This is a genomic window from Anthropogastromicrobium aceti (genome assembly GCF_020687335.1).
Classification (GTDB): domain Bacteria; phylum Bacillota; class Clostridia; order Lachnospirales; family Lachnospiraceae; genus Anthropogastromicrobium; species Anthropogastromicrobium aceti.
In genome coordinates, this window is record NZ_JAJEQN010000015.1 from 18,331 (window position 1) to 34,704 (window position 16,374).

Sequence of the window (16,374 nt, forward strand, 5' to 3'; positions counted from 1 at the left end):
CTAACAGGAGGAAAAAAGAATGGATTTTACAGTATTGGCTAAAGGTATTGCTCTTGCAGGTTGTGCAATTGGTGCAGGCTGCTCTTTGATCGCAGGTATCGGACCTGGTATTGGTGAAGGTAATGCAGTAGCAAAGGCACTTGAGGCAATTGGACGTCAGCCAGAGTGCAAGGGTGATGTTACAAGTACCATGCTTCTTGGTTGTGCCGTTGCAGAGACTACCGGTATTTATGGTTTCGTTACCGGTCTTCTTTTGATCTTTGTTGCACCTGGTATGTTTATGAATTTCTTGGGCTAATCAGGGGCGAAACGTTACAAGCTGATCATGCTTGCATGAGGAAGCTTGTGACCTTGAGACCCGCAAAAACATGAGAATGCAGCGATTTTCGAAGAAAATCAGCGAATTCGAATGTTTTTAGAATTGCGAGAGTTGCGTAGCAACGAAGCAATTCGTGGGCATTATAAAGTATATAAAAGACATATTTGGATTCTAACACAAAATGTGCTAGAACCAAAGAAAGGCATGGTTGACACATGAAGGAAGTACAGGAACTGGTAGGAATTGTGCCGTGGACATTCGTTGCACAGATCTGTAATTTGTTTCTGACTGTTTTTCTGGTGAAAAAGTTCCTTTTTGACCGTATTAATAAGGTAGTGGAAGAGAGAAAGCAGATGGCAGACTCCCAGATCGCAGATGCGACAAAAGCCAAGGAAGAGGCGAAGACGATGCGCGATCAATACGAGGCAAGCATTTCAAACGCAAAGGATGAGGCAAGACAGATCATTTCCGATGCTCAAAAGAGTGCTACCGAGAGAGGTGAGGCGATTGTTGCTGACGCAAAGAAGGAAGCAGTTGCCATCAAGGAAAAGGCATCTGCTGATATCGCCAAGGAGCGCACTGCTGCATTCCAGCAGATGAAGTCCGAGATCGGTGATATTGCCGTATCCATTGCCGGAAAGGTGATTGAAAAGGAAGTAAAGGAAGCAGATCATCAGAAACTGATTGATGAGTTTATTTCAGATGTAGGTGAGGCATCATGACAAAAACCGGAAAGCTATATGGAGATAGTCTGTATGAGTTAGCGCTTGAAAAGGATGTTGAGCAGCGCACATACAGCAAAGAGCTGCTTGATGAGCTTCGCATTGTAAAGAGTCTTTTTGATGAAAATCCAGATTACATCAGGCTGCTGCAGGAGCCATCTATTCCAAGAAAAACAAGACTTGGACTTATTGATAAGGCATTTGGCGCGCAGGCTGATGAGTATCTTGTGAATTTTCTAAAGCTTTTATGCGAAGAAGAACTTTTATCCGAGTTTTCAGGATGCGAGGAAGAATACAGGCAGCGCTTCCAGAAGGATCACAATATCGCTGAGGCACATGTTGTCAGTGCAGTGACCTTGAGCAGTCAGCAAAAGGCGGCACTTAAGGCGAAGCTTGAAGAGGTCTGGAAGAAGGAAATCATATTGGTCACAAAGACCGATCCAAACCTTATGGGCGGTTTGAAAGTTGAAATAGAAGGACGGCAGCTGGACGGAAGCGTCCGCGGCCGATTGGAGAGACTGCATAAGCTGATTGAGCAGTAAAAAAGCATATGCAGAAGTGAGGACGAACGAATGAATCTGAAACCAGAAGAAATCTCCAAGGTTATTCGAAGCCAGATTAAATATTATTCGAATGCCTTGGAGCAAAGTGAAATTGGCACCGTTTTGACAGTCGGCGACGGCATTGTGCGTGCCAGCGGATTATCAAACTGCATGGCAGGTGAGCTGCTTGCATTTGAAAATGGTGCATATGGTCTGGCTCAGAACCTTGAAGAAAACCGTGTATCTATTGTGCTTTTAGGCGCAGATGACGGTATCAGCGAGGGTCAGACTGTAAAGAGAACTGGAAAGGTAGTGTCTGTGCCGGTAGGCGATGCACTGCTTGGACGTGTTGTAGATGCACTTGGACAGCCAATTGACGGCAAAGGACCGGTAGCAGCAAGCGAGTACCGTCCAATTGAGCGTCAGGCACCGGGTATCTGTGACCGTCAGCCAGTTAAGGAGCCGCTTCAGACAGGAATTAAGGCAATAGATTCCATGATTCCGATTGGAAGAGGACAAAGAGAGCTTATTATCGGAGACCGTCAAACTGGTAAGACTGCGATCGCAGTTGATACGATTATTAACCAGAAGGGCAAGGGCGTTATCTGTATTTATGTTGCAATTGGACAGAAGCGTTCTTCTGTTGCATCCATTGTATCCGAACTGGAAAAAAATGGTGCGATGGAGTATAGTATCGTTGTTGCAGCAACGGCATCCGATGCAAATGCATTAAAATATATTGCGCCATATTCAGGCTGCAGTATGGGTGAGTATTTCATGGAAAATGGACGTCACGTGCTGATCATCTATGATGATTTAAGTAAGCATGCAGAGTCTTACCGTGCACTTTCGTTGCTGATCCGTCGTCCACCGGGCCGTGAGGCTTATCCTGGCGACGTTTTCTACCTGCATTCACGTCTGCTTGAGCGTGCATCTAAGCTGTCAAATGAGCTGGGAGGTGGTTCCCTTACCGCGCTTCCGATCATTGAGACACAGGCAGGTGATGTATCTGCTTATATTCCGACAAATGTTATTTCCATCACAGACGGACAGATCTTTTTGGAGACTGAGCTTTTCCACTCAGGTATTCGCCCAGCTGTAAATCCTGGTATCTCTGTATCACGAGTAGGTGGAAATGCACAGATTAAGGCGATGAAGAAGGTTGCCGGAACATTAAAGCTTATTTATTCACAGTATCGAGAGCTGCAAAGCTTCGCACAGTTTGGCTCCGATTTGGATGCTGATACAAAGGCGAGACTTGCAAAGGGCGAGCGTATCGTGGAAATTTTAAAGCAGCCTCAAAATTCTCCGCTTCCTGTTGAAAAGCAGGTTGCTATTATTTACGCCGTAGTTAACGATCTGTTAGCAGATGTTCCAGTAGAGCGTATTCACGAGTTTGAGACTGGTTTAAACAATGAGCTTGATATTGATCGTGAAGGAAAAGCAGCGATGGAAGAGATACGACGCACTGGCGTACTTGGCGATGAGGCAAAGAGCGAACTGGAGCATTGCATCAACAATTATAAGGCGAAGTTCTTACAGTAATATTAAAGGAGAGTTTGTATGGCTGGAAATCAGAAAGCAATCAAACTGAGAATCAAGAGCGTACAGAGTACGATGCAGATCTGTAAGGCAATGGAGCTGGTGGCAGCGTCAAGGCTTCACAAGGCAATGGAGCGTGCTGAGAACAGCCGTCCATATTTTGAGGCACTTCAGGGCACACTGGCTCAGATCGCAGCTGAAAATATCGATATGATGTCCATCTACACGAAGGAACCGCAAAATGATGACTGGTGTTTTATCGTAATCGCGGGTGACAGAGGTTTTGCAGGCGGTTATAACAACAATTTGTTTCGCCTTGTCGAAGAACAGATGGAAGGTCATGAGGCGTGTGTGCTTCCGATAGGAAAGAAGGCATTGGAGCATTTTTCAAACCGCAAGGTGCCTGTTGTCTCAGATTCATTTACAGAGGCAGGCGATATCTCGGTTGCGGACTGCTTTGAGATCGCACGTTTGATATGCCATGGCTATAAGGAAGGTGGTTTTGGTCATGTAGCGATTGTTTACACGAATTTCGTAAACATGATGGTGCAGGAACCAAAATTTATTCCGATTTTGCCACTGCCGGATATGAAGTCACTGCTTCCGAAGGATGCACCTGAGGCAAAGAAGCGTCAGATCATTTACGAGCCGAACAGCGAGGCAGTATTTAATGCCATCGTGCCTGAATATCTGGCAGGACTGATCTATGGAGCCATGAGTGAATCTGTGGCCAGTGAGCTTGCCTCCCGCCGAATGATGATGGATGCAGCGACAAAGAATGCGCAGGAGATGATTGATAAGCTCAATCTCCACTATAATCGTGTTCGTCAGGCTGGTATTACGCAGGAGATTACAGAGATTGTTGCAGGCTCAGAGAGCTGATGAAAGGTGAATATATGAGTGAAAGACATGTTGGCAAGGTAATTCAGGTAATGGGTCCTGTTCTGGATATTCGTTTCCAGGAAGGACAGCTTCCAGAATTGCTTAATGCCATTGAGATTGAAAATCAGGGCAGCCGCGTCATTGCAGAGGTTGCCCAGCAGATCGGTGACGATGTTGTGCGCTGCATTGCGATGAACTCTACTGATGGTATGGTTCGCGGCGTGGATGCAGTTGACACAGGTGCACCGATCAGCGTTCCAGTCGGTGATGCATGCCTTGGAAGAGTATTTAATCTTCTGGGCGATCCGGTAGATAAAAAGCCGGCACCTCAAAATGCAGAGCGCTGGAGCATTCACAGACAGGCACCGTCCTATGAGGAGCAGATGCCTACGACCGAGATTCTTGAGACAGGTATTAAGGTTGTTGACTTGATTTGTCCTTACGCAAAGGGCGGAAAGATCGGTCTGTTTGGTGGTGCAGGTGTAGGAAAGACAGTATTGATTATGGAGCTGATTCATAATGTAGCGACTGCTCACGGCGGTACTTCTGTATTTACAGGAGTTGGTGAGCGTACACGTGAGGGAAATGACCTTTACGGTGAGATGCAGGAGAGCGGCGTTATCGAAAAGACTGCCTTAGTATATGGACAGATGAATGAGCCGCCGGGTGCACGTATGAGAGTTGCGCTGTCAGGTCTTACAATGGCAGAGTATTTCCGTGATGTGAAGAATCAGGACGTGCTGCTGTTTATTGATAACATTTTCCGTTTTACACAGGCTGGTTCCGAGGTATCTGCACTTTTGGGACGTATGCCGTCAGCAGTAGGTTATCAGCCGACACTGGCTTCCGAGATGGGTGCACTTCAGGAGCGAATCACTTCTACGAAGAAGGGTTCTATTACTTCTGTTCAGGCTGTATATGTGCCTGCCGATGACCTTACTGACCCGGCTCCGGCAACTACATTTACCCATCTGGATGCGACAACGGTTCTTTCCCGTGATATCGCAAGTCAGGGTATTTATCCGGCTGTTGATCCTCTGGAATCTACAAGCCGTATTCTGACACCAGATATGGTAGGTCAGGAGCACTATGAGGTAGCAAGAGCTGTTCAGCAGATCTTGCAGCGTTATCAGGAGCTGCAGGATATCATCGCCATCATGGGTATGGACGAGTTGGCAGAGGAAGATAAGCTGGCTGTAAACCGTGCGCGTAAGGTGCAGCGTTTCATGTCACAAAGCTTCTCTGTTGCAGAGCAGTTTACAGGTATGCCGGGACAGTATGTTCCGCTTAAGGAGACTATTCGTGGTTTCCGTATGATTATTGACGGTGAGTGCGATGATATTCCGGAGAGCTGCTTCCTCTTTGCAGGAACTATTGACGAAGTATTTGAAAAGGCTGGAAAGGCAGGAACTGTATGAACACATTCCATTTGCGCATAGTGACGATGGACGGAAAAGTGTTTGATGATCAGGCATCTCAGATTTTTCTGCGAACAATTGATGGTGATGTGGCGATCCGCGCAGGTCATATCAATTACTGCAGCGGAATCGGCATGGGTCAGGCTCATGTGACGCTCGCAGATGGTCATGAGCGATATGCTGCCTGCATTGGCGGCATGGTGTCGATGTTAAATGGCGAGTGCCAGGTAGCAGCGACAACCTGGGAATGGAAGGAAGAGATTGATGAGGAGCGCGCAAAGAAAGCAAAGGAACGAGCTGAGGAGCGTCTGAATCAGAAAAATCTTTCAGACAGAGAGCAAAGAATTGCCGAGGCAAAGCTTCGCAGAGCACTAGTCCGGCTTCATGTAACAAACGAAGAATAAAAAAATTTCCCCGTCTGGCATGGATGTGCCAGGCGGGGGATTTTTTTATGCGGCCCGTTAGGTTACGAGGCTTACTTCGAGAAAATCATAGAAAATAGTTGCTTCGCATTCGGAATATTTCCCTTGTACATGGACATTGCCTTGTAGATGCGTCCAGCAAGTGCCATGCCAAGAAGGGCGGTAATAACTACGATTACGAGTGAACCGCAGGCCTCAGCAATGGAAATGGAGCCAAGAAGCAGGTGGCTTGGTGAAACAAGGATTGATGTAAATGGAATCCAGTCGAGGATGCCGACAGAACCCATCGAATCAAAGTTTCCGGAGAAGCTGCCCGTACCGAGTGTTGCAAAGAAGCTAAGCAGCAGGACAATAACGAAGATACCGTTTGTCATGCTTAGGTCTTCCTGCTTGGAAGCTATTGCACCGCCAATTGAGGCGATTGCAAGGTAGAGAAGCAGGCCAGCTGCTAAGTAGAGTAAGAAAAATAGGATGTTGACCGGTGTAAAGATGCTTGAGAGCAGTCCCATATGACCAAACATCTGGATGAGCGGCATGGTGGTATCTGGATTGATTGTTTTTACTGCCCAGATACCGGCTGCAAAGCCGCCCCACAGTCCGATTACCCACAGTGCAATTTGAATGACACAGGTAAATGCCTGTGCAAGTACTTTTCCGATGACCATTGCCTCTGGCTTTACAGATACAAGCATCGTATCCATAAGCTTAGAGGATTTTTCTAGTACAACACAGTTTGCGGTGCCCTGACCGTAGAACAGGATCAAGAAATACAGAAGCATGATGTTTACATATGGAAGCATGTAACCTAAGACGTTTTTAACGGTAGCATCTGCATTCTGCTCGGAGTTGGCATCGTCGCCGCTTACAAGTGTGTCTGTGCCGTTCTGGCTCTCATAATAGGAATATTTATAGCTGATGCCGCCCAGAGCCGTGAGATCACTGATCGATGCTCCTGATTTGGCTACGGCAAAGACGGAGAACATCTGGCTTAAAAAGTCGCTGTAGTCATCGGCATCGTCCATGGAGATGGCAGATGCTTCTGGCAGGATTACGCTTGTGTGAAAGCCATCCTCGTCGGAGGTGACAACGACAACAAGTGCATTGCCAGTATCAGTTTCGGCAGCGGCGAGTGCATCCTCGTCGGTGTCAAAGCTGTGATAGGAAATGGAAGCGAAGGTTTCGTTGCCGGATGATTTTGCAATCATATTGAAAACGGAAAAGTCGAATGCATTTCCATCGGTTAGGTCAGCTGTATATACGTCGGAAATGACGGCGCTTGGTGTGTCACTTTTTTGAGTGAATTCCAAGAAAGACATAATTCCGAGCGGGAGCGCAAAGCATAACAGCATGACAATAAGTGTCGCTGTCTTCCAGCCCTTTGTGAGGCGGTGGCGCACAGTAAAGCCAAAGACCTTCTTTAGTCCGTTTAAAAAGGATTTCATAATGTAGCGCCCTCCTTTTTTCTATTTTTAAAAATTTGAAACAGCTGAGAAATTCCCATGTGGCTGCCGCGGTACAGCAAAAGATCGCGGTATACCTTTGCACAGAATATGCTCAGTGCAACAAGAATGATTGCCTGAATAACCCAAGAAAGAATCAGGACAATCAGTGAAATATTTCCGCACACATACGAAACTGGTGCGCAGAATACGCTGATGACCGGGCAAAGGGAAAGCACGGCTGCGGCAACTGCGTTGCTGGAGATAATCGGTGTGAAGCAGGATACGATGTAACCAACCATAATAAGGAGCGTTACAATCATGATCGCTGGCTCAGACTGCTCCATTGTATTGCAGCAGGTTCCGATCAGACCGGACAGAACTGCATAGGTCGCAAATGCGAGAAGCAGTGAGATCAGTGCAATTACAATGGTGCCCCAGTTTAGATTCAGCTGTGAGAGATCAATGCCCATCTGAGAAAGTGTGGTGCTAAGACTTGCCATCTGAAGATACTCGACACTGATTTCATAGGAAAGAACAAATCCGATTGCCATCATCGCGATCATGATTAACACATAGGTCATGACAGCCAGAATCTTTCCAAGTAAAAGTGCGAGTGGGGAAACGCTTACCATCAGCAGTTCAATCAACTTGGAATCCTTTTCGGTGACGATACAGCGAATGATAAAGCTTGCAGAAAGCAGACACAAGATCATAACTACGATCGAATAGCCGTACTGGATGGCAAAGTTGGCATCAAAGCCAATACTTTCTGTGCCATTTTTCTGATCAAGGTAGTCAGCGGCGCTCATGCTGTCCACATCGTAGGAATTTTTTGCGGACAGGCCAAGTGAAGCAAAGCGCTCCGATGTCATCTGGGAGGAAATCGCGGTCAGAAGTGATTCCAGATCCTCTGTTTTGAGGGAGCTGTTTTCTGCGATATGGCTCTCTACTGTGCAGGCACCGCTCTTATCTGGTGCGCTGATATAAACGTAGACATCAGTGTCGCCTAAATGATCGGCATAGGAAGTTTTGTCAAACTCAGCGGTTTCAAATAAAACAGATGAAAAAGCAGCATTTTGAGCCGTCAATGCATCAAAATCAAGTTCGGTTCCACTCTCATTTGTCACATAAGCTGTTTGAATTGGGCTGATTGAAATACTATTTCCGGTAAGGTTTTGAAGCGGAAGTGAAATAAGCGCCATTACAAATAAAATGAGCATTGAAACAATATTTGATTTGCTTTTCATGGTCTGACTAAGTGTAAATGAATATACGCTTTTCAGTCCACGAAGATTGTCATTATTCTTCATGTGCCTCACCTACCTTACTTACAAAGATCTCATGCAGAGATGGTTCGCGAAGATTAAAGGTAACGATTGTGATTCCTGCCTGAATAAGTGTGCCAAGCAGTGCATTTGCCTGCGCTTCACCAGTTACCTTCAAATGATATTCGCCTGCTAACTCAGAGAGAATCGAAATACCGGCATCATGGATATATGAGGTGATATCGGATTCTGTCTTTAGAAACAGGTGAACACGTCCATAACTTTTCTTGATTGTATTTAAGTTACCAGAAAGAATCGTTTTGCTGTGATCAAGTATTGTCAGGTCAGTACAAAACTCCTCAATGGTGGACATTTGATGGTCAGACATAATCAGATATTTGCCCTTATTGATCTGCTCGTGAATGATATCCTTAAACAAATCAGTATTGACAGGATCAAGACCAGAAAGCGGCTCGTCAAGAATAAGAAGCTCCGGGTCAGAAATAAGAGTTGCAATCATCTGAATTTTTTGCTGATTTCCTTTTGAAAGCTGATCAGCTGTCTTTGGTGCAATGCGCTTTTTTCTCTGATTACTGCTTCCAAATAAGCCTTTTTTCTTTGGTGAAGCTTCCTCATTCATGCGTGCTTTTTTTGCCTGAATATCGGCATATTCCTGCGGATAAAGATATTCAATAATATCAAAGCGCTCTGCCCAGTAGTGGATTCGCTTTTTTGCTTCAGAAGCTGATACACCGCGCAGGGCGGCAAAATACATAAGCTGATCCATAATAGTATATTTAGGATACAAGCCGCGCTCCTCTGCAAGATATCCTACATTGCAGTTATTTATATCAAGCGGCTTTCCATTCCATGTGACAGTTCCGCTGTCGCGTGAAAGCATGCCAAGCATCATGCGGATAGAAGTCGTTTTTCCGGCTCCATTTGTTCCAAGAAGTGCATAGACACCCGGACGGTTCATCTCAAAGCTTAAGTGATCAACAACGGTCCGCGTTCCGTATTTTTTTGAAAGATCTTGTACAACTAAACTCATAATTCCTCCTCTTAAACTCATGTATTTAATTTTTCAGTGGGTAATGCCATAATAGCACACAAAATGGAGCAAGAAAGGAAATAGCAAAATTGAGGTATGTTTTTGTAATCGTTAAGTCAGTTATGGCATAGCCCTAAGGTGAATGGCTTTCGTAACATAGCTTTGTGAATCGTAACAGTAAAGTTATGTGTGTAGTCGAAATCCGACATTATAATTGCTGTACATGCTCGCAAAGTTATGCTATACTGAGAAAATAAAAAGCAATCCATGTGATGCAAAAATGTTGAAGGAGGAGCATTATGTTTGGCAGGCTTTTGTCATTTGAACCAGATGCCACAGGCGTAACGGTAAAGTTTGAACATAAAGAGGGAAGAATTTCATTTATTACAGACCGCATTGTACGAGTATATAGCTCGATGGAAGAAAAGCACAGACCATCAAGGGCAGTTGTGCAGGAACCAAAGAAGGTTGATTTTCAGGCGCGCCAGCAAAAAGAGTTTATTACAATTAAAACAAAGAAGCTTCTTGTTCGTGTCAGAGATGAGTTTCAGGTTGATTTTTTGACACCAGATGGCCGAATGATTTCAGAGCAGAGTGTGCGCTCAGATAATACGCAGACCATCACAAAAGAGCAGGCAGAGCTTTTGGCAAAAGAGGGACATTCTCTTCCAAAAGAAAAAGAAGCGCATAAATTTGAAGTTGTGCGTATGCTTCATCCAAAGGAGCATATCTACGGACTCGGCGATAAGACTGGCTTTCTTGATAAAAGAGGCTATGCTTATGAAATGTGGAACAGCGATATTCCGGATACGCATGCAGACTTTTTCCCAAGTCTTTATAAGTCTGTTCCGTTTTTTATTTCAATGCGTCCTCATTTTACATATGGAATTTTTCTTGACAATACATCAAAGTCCTATTTTGATATGGGAAAGGAAGATGCAGATAGCTATTATTTTGCAGCAGACGGCGGCGATTTAGACTACTATTTTATCGCAGGAGAGACGATGCGCGATATCGTAGGTGCCTACACAGGTCTGACAGGACGCACCGCTCTTCCGCAGAAGTGGACGCTTGGATATCATCAGTCACGCTGGGGATATATTACTGAGGACGATATCATGGATGTTGCAGAAAAGATGCGTCAATGCCGTATTCCATGCGACAGTATTCATTTTGATATCGACTACATGGATGCTTTTAAGGTATTTACATGGAATCGGAAAAATTATAAGGATCCGAAAAAGACATTACAGAAGTTAACTGAGATGGGCTATAAGCCAGTTACTATTATTGATCCAGGTGTCAAAAAAGAAGATGGCTACGATGTTTACGAGGAGGGAATTAAGAACGGCTATTTTGCCTTCTCAGCAGAGAATGAGCTTTATGTAAACGAGGTGTGGCCAGGTGATGCTGTTTTCCCAAGCTTTACTAATCCAAAGGTACGCAGCTGGTGGGCAGACAAGCAGAAATTTTTAATTGATATGGGTGTTCGCGGTGTTTGGAACGACATGAACGAGCCGGCGAGCTTTAAAGGTCCGCTGCCTGATGATGTACAATTTGCAGATGAGGACGATACAGTAATTCTTCATAAGGATGCACATAACATCTATGGTCACTGTATGGCAATGGCAACAAAGGAGGGATGGTTAAAATATGATGGCCGCAGACCATTTATAATCACACGTGCAGCCTATGCCGGAACGCAGCGTTATTCCATGTTTTGGACGGGAGACAATCAGAGTATCTGGGCACATTTGCAGATGGCAATTCCACAGCTTTGTAATCTTGGCCTTTCCGGATTTTCCTATGCAGGAACAGATGTCGGAGGCTTTGGTGCAGATACAACAAAGGAACTATTGGCTCGTTGGGTTCAGGTGGGATGTTTATCACCGTTTTTTAGAAATCATAGTGCACAGGGCACGAGAAGACAGGAGCCGTGGCAGTTTGATAAGGAGCTTTTAGAGATTTACCGCAAGTATGTAGAGCTTCGATATCACTTGCTTCCATATATCTACGACTGCTTCTTTGAAAGTGAGCAGACAGGTCTTCCGATTATGCGTCCTCTTATGTTAAATTTCGAAAAGGATGCAGAAACTTACGAAATAAATGATGAGTTTATGGTAGGTGAGTGGCTGATTGCTGCTCCAGTTGTAACACAGGGAACAACTATGCGTCTTGTCTATCTGCCAGAGGGTGCGATGTGGTACGATTTCTGGACAGGAGAAAAGTATAAGGGCGGTCAGTATATTACGAAGAAGGCACCGTTAGATACTATGCCGCTGTTTGTACGTGCAGGTGCTGTGTTGCCGCTTTATCCTTTAATGCAGTATGTTGGTGAAAAGGAAGTGGAAGACTTGACACTTGCGGTTTACCCAGGTATTGGAAATTATATTCATTATCAGGACGATGGTGAGAGCTTCGCCTATAAAAAAGGTGGCTACAATGCATATGTATTCTCACAAAATAACGGTCGTCTGCAGATTAAAGATGCAGTAAAGAATTACGAAAAGCCATATAAGGGCTTCTATGTTAAAATCTGCCGTGATGGTGTGACGGCTCTGTCCGACGTGTCAGGTGAGTATCTGAAACACGAAGAGTGATCTTGCTAACATTGTAAAGTAAATGCCCCACGAGGTAGAAAAACCTTGTGGGGCATTATTTGTAGTGGGCGTTGAGGTGAACTGCTTTACGAGGGGCGCCCGTGCAAAGCGCCCTCCAATAAACTATCGGGTAGCCAATAGTGATAAGCCACAGCTTTCTTTTTTATTTTTTTGAAAAAATCGTGCAATTTGTTCTTGACATCTAATCGAGGTTTGAGTATACTAATTGTCGATAGGAAATGATAAATGTTATCAAGAACTATGGAAGATCTATTTTATGAGGTCATGTAGGTGGATTTTCCAGGTATACTATAAGAAAGAGAGGTATGTGCTATGCCATTATCTATGGCTCCAGAGGGCAAGGAGAGTGTAATCCGTAAAATAGGCGGCAAGGAAGAGACCAGACTGTTTTTAGAAAGACTGGGCTTTGTTGTTGGTGCTATTGTTACTGTTGTCTCTGAGATTCAGGGAAATCTGATTGTCAATGTAAAGGACTCAAGAGTTGCGATTGGCAAGGACATGGCCAGCAAAATCTTAGTTTCCTGAGAGGAGAAATTTTGTGAGCCTAAGTGAAGCTTTGGATCACGGAAAGGGGTATCGATATGAAAACACTGAAAGATGTAAGCATTGGCCAGACAGTAAAGGTTAAGAAGCTGACTGGCGAGGGTCCGGTAAAGCGCCGTATCATGGATATGGGAATTACCAAGGGCGTTGAGATCTACGTAAGAAAGGTAGCTCCGCTTGGTGATCCGGTAGAGGTAACCGTAAGAGGATATGAGTTATCACTGCGTAAGGCTGACGCTGAGATAATCGAGGTCGAGTAACTATTTTTTTTACCCATAGGTTAGCTAGTTCTAATTTTAATAAGGGCTAACGATTCAAGATAAGGGTGAACAAAACAAAATAAGCCTAGACAAAATAAAATAAGTCGAGGCAAAAAAAAGTAAGCATTAAAAAAGGTGAGAAAACAGGAGGTTTGTAATGTCAATTAAGATTGCATTAGCAGGTAATCCCAACTGTGGTAAAACAACACTTTTTAACGCACTTACCGGTTCCAATCAGTTTGTAGGAAACTGGCCGGGCGTTACAGTTGAGAAGAAGGAAGGTAAGCTGAAGTGGGACAAGGAAGTTACCATCATGGACCTTCCAGGTATTTATTCTTTATCCCCATATACACTTGAGGAAGTAGTAGCAAGAAACTATCTGATCACAGATAGACCGGATGCGATTTTAAATATCGTAGATGGTACCAATATTGAGAGAAACCTGTATCTGTCCACACAGATCATGGAGCTTGGTATTCCGGTTGTCATGGCAATCAACATGATGGATCTGGTTCGCAAGAGTGGTGATCAGATTAATGTTGATAAGCTGTCCAAAAAGCTTGGATGCCCAGTTGTAGAGATTTCTGCATTGAAGGGTGACGGAATCAAGGAAGCAGCAAACAAGGCTGTTGAGCTTGCAAAGAAGAAGGCATTGACAAAGCCGGTACACGAGTTCTCAAAGGATGCTGAGGAGATCATTGCAGCAGTTGAGAGTAAGCTTACTGGTATCAAGGAAGAGCAGAAGAGATTCTTCGCAATCAAGCTTCTTGAGAAGGATGATAAGATTGCAGCTCAGATGAAGTCTGTTCCAGATGTTTCTGATGAGATTAGACGCATGGAGGATGCATTTGATGATGATACTGAGAGTATTATCACAAATGAGCGTTATACATACATTTCTTCGATTATCGGAGATTGCTGTCAGAAGGCAAGTGGTGGAAAGAAGTTAACACTTTCTGATAAGATTGACCGTATTGTAACAAACCGCTTCTTGGCTCTTCCAATTTTTGCGGTTATCATGTATATTGTATATTATGTATCAGTAACAACAGTTGGAGGCATTGCAACTGACTGGGCAAATGATGGTGTGTTCGGTGATGGCTGGTATTTAGCTGGTATTGGTCGCAGTGCATATGAAGAAGATGCTGGTGAGTATGGCGATGCAGAGACAATCATCAATGCATTCGTTGATGAGTCTGGTGATGAGGATCTGGCAGCAGCAGTTGACGCTGAGTCAGAAGATTACGATCCAGCAGCTGCAATCGAAGCTGTAAAGGCTTATGCAGCAACTGTAGCAGATGACGCAGAAGTAACTTACGTTGTTCAGGATGAGGAAACCATGGCAGAGGAAGATGAGACTGCTAATGGCGCTGATTTAAAGGCAGCAGTAGAAGTTTATGAAAAGTGGAATGCAACCGCTCCTGATAATGCCGATTATGGCATCTGGATTCCGGGTATTCCGGCCTTCCTTGAGTCTGCTCTTGATGCAGCAAATTGTGCAGACTGGTTAAGAGGTCTGATCATGGATGGTATCGTAGCTGGTGTAGGAGCTGTACTTGGCTTCGTTCCGCAGATCTTGATTTTGTTCATCTTCTTAGCATTCCTTGAAGGATGCGGATACATGGCTCGTATCGCATTCATCATGGACAGAATCTTTAGAAAGTTTGGTCTGTCCGGTAAGTCCTTCATTCCAATGTTAATCGGTTCTGGTTGTGGTGTTCCTGGTATCATGGCTTCACGTACCATCGAGAATGACAGAGACCGTAAGATGACCATTATGACAACCACATTTATTCCGTGTGGTGCAAAGCTTCCATTCATCGCAATGGTTGCAGGTGCAATTTTCGGCGGTGCTTCTTGGGTTGCTCCGTCCGCTTATTTCCTTGGTATCGCAGCAATCATCTGCTCTGGTATTATCTTAAAGAAAACAAAGTTATTCGCTGGTGATCCGGCTCCGTTCGTTATGGAGCTTCCGGCATACCATCTGCCAACCGTAGGCAGCGTTCTTAGAAGCATGTGGGAGCGTGGTTGGTCCTTCATCAAGAAGGCTGGTACCATCATCCTTCTTTCCACCATCGTAATTTGGTTCACCACCTACTTTGGATTTGTTGACGGCGCATTCCAGATGCTTTCTGAGGATCAGATTGATTATAGTATCCTTGCAACAATCGGTAAGGCAATCAGCTGGATCTTCATCCCACAGGGATTTGGAAACTGGCAGGCAACTGTTGCATCTGTTACGGGTCTGGTAGCAAAGGAGAACATTGTTGGTACAATGGGTATCCTTTACGGTGGACAGGAAGGTGTAAGCGTATATGCAGCAATGGCAGCTTCCTTCACAGCAGTAAGCGGTTATGCATTCTTAGCATTCAACCTGTTATGTGCTCCTTGCTTCGCAGCAATGGGTGCAATCAAGAGAGAGATGAACAACACCAAGTGGTTCTGGATTGCAATTGGTTATCAGTGTGGTTTCGCTTATCTGGTAGCTTTAGTAATCAATCAGATTGGACGTCTCTTCACAGGTGCAGGCTTTGGTATTGGAACAGTAGTAGCAATTGTAATTATTATCGCATTTATCTACCTGCTGTTCAGACCTTATAAAGAGAGCGAGACTCTTCAGGTCGCAACGGGCAAGTAAAAAATGAAATAGATATGTGCGCTCTGGAAAGGCTAGGTAATTATGGGAACAGTAATTGTTGGAGCAATTGTAGTTGGTGTAGTTGCACTGATCGTTCGCAGCATGGTAAAAGATAAGAAGTCTGGAAAGTCACTCCAGTGTGGAGGAGACTGCAGTCACTGTGGAGGTCATTGTCACTAAGCAGAGAAACGTAAAGGATGGTCAGCCTATGCAGCAAGGAAATATGCAAAAAGAGGCGATCCTGAACAGACTCAGACAGCGGGGCTGCAGGATCACAAAGCAGCGGATGCTGTTACTAGATATCATACTGGAAGAAGAGTGTTCCAGCTGTAAAGAAATTTATTACAAAGCATCAAAGATTGATTCGAGCATTGGATCAGCGACGGTTTATCGCATGATCAATATGCTAGAGGAGATCGGGGCAATCAACCGTCGCAACATGTACAAGGTTTCCTGTACAGAATGCGAGGAGGCGATGGATGAGCTGCCGGGCGGCACATCAAGAAGTGCATGCACAATCGAATTTGATGACAATTCCAGCATTGTACTCTCACAAAAAGCTTGGAATCAAATCATTCAGGCAGGGCTTTCTGTATGTGGATACAAGAAAGAACCGGCCATTCGAAGCATCACACCGGCATAGGTTGATGAAATTTGTTAAAATTTACTAGTACCTGATGATAAATTTTATCAATAAGACTGTGGAA

Annotated in this window: 16 protein-coding genes; 13 read left to right on the forward strand and 3 right to left on the reverse strand. The window is 44.6% G+C overall.

Annotated elements, in window-relative coordinates; translation table 11 throughout:
- The first annotated feature begins 19 nt into the window (after window positions 1–19).
- The 7 genes from atpE to atpC all read left to right on the forward strand — a co-directional run bounded on the left by atpE (window position 20) and on the right by atpC (window position 5,829).
- On the forward strand, window positions 20–298 hold the full coding sequence (atpE, locus tag LKD48_RS07455) for an ATP synthase F0 subunit C (RefSeq protein ID WP_066560853.1): 279 nt from the start codon (window positions 20–22) through the stop codon (window positions 296–298).
- Between the two features lie 236 nt (window positions 299–534).
- On the forward strand, window positions 535–1,041 hold the full coding sequence (atpF, locus tag LKD48_RS07460; protein ID WP_118615819.1) for a F0F1 ATP synthase subunit B: 507 nt from the start codon (window positions 535–537) through the stop codon (window positions 1,039–1,041).
- A complete protein-coding gene (gene atpH, locus LKD48_RS07465; RefSeq protein WP_308731618.1) occupies window positions 1,038–1,583 on the forward strand; it encodes an ATP synthase F1 subunit delta in 546 nt (181 codons plus the stop codon). Before atpF ends, atpH begins: the two co-directional genes overlap by 4 nt.
- 30 nt (window positions 1,584–1,613) lie before the next feature.
- Window positions 1,614–3,128 carry a F0F1 ATP synthase subunit alpha gene (atpA, locus tag LKD48_RS07470; RefSeq protein WP_262536036.1) on the forward strand — a complete coding sequence of 505 codons (1,515 nt, stop codon included), beginning with the start codon at window positions 1,614–1,616 and terminating at the stop codon, window positions 3,126–3,128.
- An 18-nt stretch (window positions 3,129–3,146) separates the two neighbouring features.
- Window positions 3,147–4,007, forward strand: a complete 861-nt coding sequence (gene atpG / locus LKD48_RS07475) for an ATP synthase F1 subunit gamma (protein WP_227100589.1) — start codon at window positions 3,147–3,149, stop codon at window positions 4,005–4,007.
- Between the two features lie 14 nt (window positions 4,008–4,021).
- Window positions 4,022–5,425, forward strand: a complete 1,404-nt coding sequence (gene atpD, locus LKD48_RS07480) for a F0F1 ATP synthase subunit beta (RefSeq protein WP_066560862.1) — start codon at window positions 4,022–4,024, stop codon at window positions 5,423–5,425.
- On the forward strand, window positions 5,422–5,829 hold the full coding sequence (atpC, locus tag LKD48_RS07485; protein WP_066560871.1) for an ATP synthase F1 subunit epsilon: 408 nt from the start codon (window positions 5,422–5,424) through the stop codon (window positions 5,827–5,829). The genes atpD and atpC overlap by 4 nt, the downstream gene beginning before the upstream one ends.
- Window positions 5,830–5,900: 71 nt before the next feature.
- Here atpC and LKD48_RS07490 read toward each other — a convergent pair whose 3' ends face one another.
- From LKD48_RS07490 to LKD48_RS07500, 3 genes are read right to left on the reverse strand one after another with little or no spacing between them, the layout of a single operon-like run.
- Complete coding sequence (locus LKD48_RS07490) at window positions 5,901–7,289, reverse strand: ABC transporter permease (RefSeq protein WP_308731619.1); 1,389 nt, start codon at window positions 7,287–7,289, stop codon at window positions 5,901–5,903.
- Window positions 7,286–8,599 carry an ABC transporter permease gene (locus LKD48_RS07495; RefSeq protein ID WP_308731620.1) on the reverse strand — a complete coding sequence of 438 codons (1,314 nt, stop codon included), beginning with the start codon at window positions 8,597–8,599 and terminating at the stop codon, window positions 7,286–7,288. Before LKD48_RS07495 ends, LKD48_RS07490 begins: the two co-directional genes overlap by 4 nt.
- Entirely contained in the window at window positions 8,589–9,605 is a 1,017-nt protein-coding gene (locus LKD48_RS07500; protein ID WP_308731621.1) for an ABC transporter ATP-binding protein, read from the reverse strand. Before LKD48_RS07500 ends, LKD48_RS07495 begins: the two co-directional genes overlap by 11 nt.
- A gap of 299 nt (window positions 9,606–9,904) precedes the next feature.
- Here LKD48_RS07500 and LKD48_RS07505 point away from each other — a divergent pair, with 299 nt between their 5' ends.
- The 6 genes from LKD48_RS07505 to LKD48_RS07530 all read left to right on the forward strand — a co-directional run bounded on the left by LKD48_RS07505 (window position 9,905) and on the right by LKD48_RS07530 (window position 16,310).
- Window positions 9,905–12,205 carry a glycoside hydrolase family 31 protein gene (locus LKD48_RS07505; protein ID WP_308731622.1) on the forward strand — a complete coding sequence of 767 codons (2,301 nt, stop codon included), beginning with the start codon at window positions 9,905–9,907 and terminating at the stop codon, window positions 12,203–12,205.
- 333 nt (window positions 12,206–12,538) lie between these two features.
- Entirely contained in the window at window positions 12,539–12,751 is a 213-nt protein-coding gene (locus LKD48_RS07510; RefSeq protein WP_118612314.1) for a FeoA family protein, read from the forward strand.
- Window positions 12,752–12,807: 56 nt separating this feature from the next.
- Entirely contained in the window at window positions 12,808–13,029 is a 222-nt protein-coding gene (locus LKD48_RS07515; protein WP_118612313.1) for a FeoA family protein, read from the forward strand.
- A gap of 157 nt (window positions 13,030–13,186) precedes the next feature.
- Window positions 13,187–15,667, forward strand: a complete 2,481-nt coding sequence (locus LKD48_RS07520; RefSeq protein WP_308731623.1) for a FeoB small GTPase domain-containing protein — start codon at window positions 13,187–13,189, stop codon at window positions 15,665–15,667.
- A 42-nt stretch (window positions 15,668–15,709) separates the two neighbouring features.
- Complete coding sequence (locus tag LKD48_RS07525; protein ID WP_308731624.1) at window positions 15,710–15,847, forward strand: FeoB-associated Cys-rich membrane protein; 138 nt, start codon at window positions 15,710–15,712, stop codon at window positions 15,845–15,847.
- A 28-nt stretch (window positions 15,848–15,875) separates the two neighbouring features.
- Window positions 15,876–16,310 (forward strand): Fur family transcriptional regulator, encoded by a 435-nt coding sequence (locus tag LKD48_RS07530; RefSeq protein ID WP_308731625.1) that lies wholly within the window; start codon window positions 15,876–15,878, stop codon window positions 16,308–16,310.
- The last annotated feature ends 64 nt before the right edge of the window (window positions 16,311–16,374 follow it).

Coding starts and splice junctions, on each gene's coding strand:
- atpE (WP_066560853.1), top strand. CDS start 20: ATGGATTTTACAGTATTGGCTAAAGGTATTGCTCTTGCAGGTTGTGCA.
- atpF (WP_118615819.1), top strand. CDS start 535: ATGAAGGAAGTACAGGAACTGGTAGGAATTGTGCCGTGGACATTCGTT.
- atpH (WP_308731618.1), top strand. CDS start 1,038: ATGACAAAAACCGGAAAGCTATATGGAGATAGTCTGTATGAGTTAGCG.
- atpA (WP_262536036.1), top strand. CDS start 1,614: ATGAATCTGAAACCAGAAGAAATCTCCAAGGTTATTCGAAGCCAGATT.
- atpG (WP_227100589.1), top strand. CDS start 3,147: ATGGCTGGAAATCAGAAAGCAATCAAACTGAGAATCAAGAGCGTACAG.
- atpD (WP_066560862.1), top strand. CDS start 4,022: ATGAGTGAAAGACATGTTGGCAAGGTAATTCAGGTAATGGGTCCTGTT.
- atpC (WP_066560871.1), top strand. CDS start 5,422: ATGAACACATTCCATTTGCGCATAGTGACGATGGACGGAAAAGTGTTT.
- LKD48_RS07490 (WP_308731619.1), bottom strand. CDS start 7,289: ATGAAATCCTTTTTAAACGGACTAAAGAAGGTCTTTGGCTTTACTGTG.
- LKD48_RS07495 (WP_308731620.1), bottom strand. CDS start 8,599: ATGAAGAATAATGACAATCTTCGTGGACTGAAAAGCGTATATTCATTT.
- LKD48_RS07500 (WP_308731621.1), bottom strand. CDS start 9,605: ATGAGTTTAGTTGTACAAGATCTTTCAAAAAAATACGGAACGCGGACC.
- LKD48_RS07505 (WP_308731622.1), top strand. CDS start 9,905: ATGTTTGGCAGGCTTTTGTCATTTGAACCAGATGCCACAGGCGTAACG.
- LKD48_RS07510 (WP_118612314.1), top strand. CDS start 12,539: ATGCCATTATCTATGGCTCCAGAGGGCAAGGAGAGTGTAATCCGTAAA.
- LKD48_RS07515 (WP_118612313.1), top strand. CDS start 12,808: ATGAAAACACTGAAAGATGTAAGCATTGGCCAGACAGTAAAGGTTAAG.
- LKD48_RS07520 (WP_308731623.1), top strand. CDS start 13,187: ATGTCAATTAAGATTGCATTAGCAGGTAATCCCAACTGTGGTAAAACA.
- LKD48_RS07525 (WP_308731624.1), top strand. CDS start 15,710: ATGGGAACAGTAATTGTTGGAGCAATTGTAGTTGGTGTAGTTGCACTG.
- LKD48_RS07530 (WP_308731625.1), top strand. CDS start 15,876: ATGCAGCAAGGAAATATGCAAAAAGAGGCGATCCTGAACAGACTCAGA.